The following is a 214-nucleotide window of genomic DNA, read 5'->3' as shown; positions in this document are numbered from 1 at the left end:
CAGTCTCATCCGACGGCACGAGGCAACGTGGAATCCGTCTATGACGACCTTCACTGCATTCGGGTCGTGAGGGTTGCGAGGCTCTGGCTCCAGCACCGCTTCACAGATCTTCACACCACCTTCAGGAAGCCCCCAGCTTCGGAAGAGGCGGGAGACGGCCTCCCTGCGGTAGCTTTCCCCGACAGCTTCGATGTCAAAGAGTGTCGTTCCGACG

Annotated in this window: 1 protein-coding gene; it reads left to right on the top strand. The window is 60.3% G+C overall.

From position 1 onward, the window contains the following. Positions 1-27: 27 nt before the first annotated feature. The coding region (locus BN358_RS28225; RefSeq protein WP_232233451.1) for a hypothetical protein at positions 28-214 on the top strand (187 nt) is incomplete at its 3' end.

The sequence above is a fragment of the Sedimentibacter sp. B4 genome (assembly GCF_000309315.1).
GTDB classification, from domain to species: domain Bacteria; phylum Bacillota; class Clostridia; order Tissierellales; family Sedimentibacteraceae; genus Sedimentibacter; species Sedimentibacter saalensis.
This window is presented reverse-complemented; position numbering and strand designations above follow the sequence as displayed.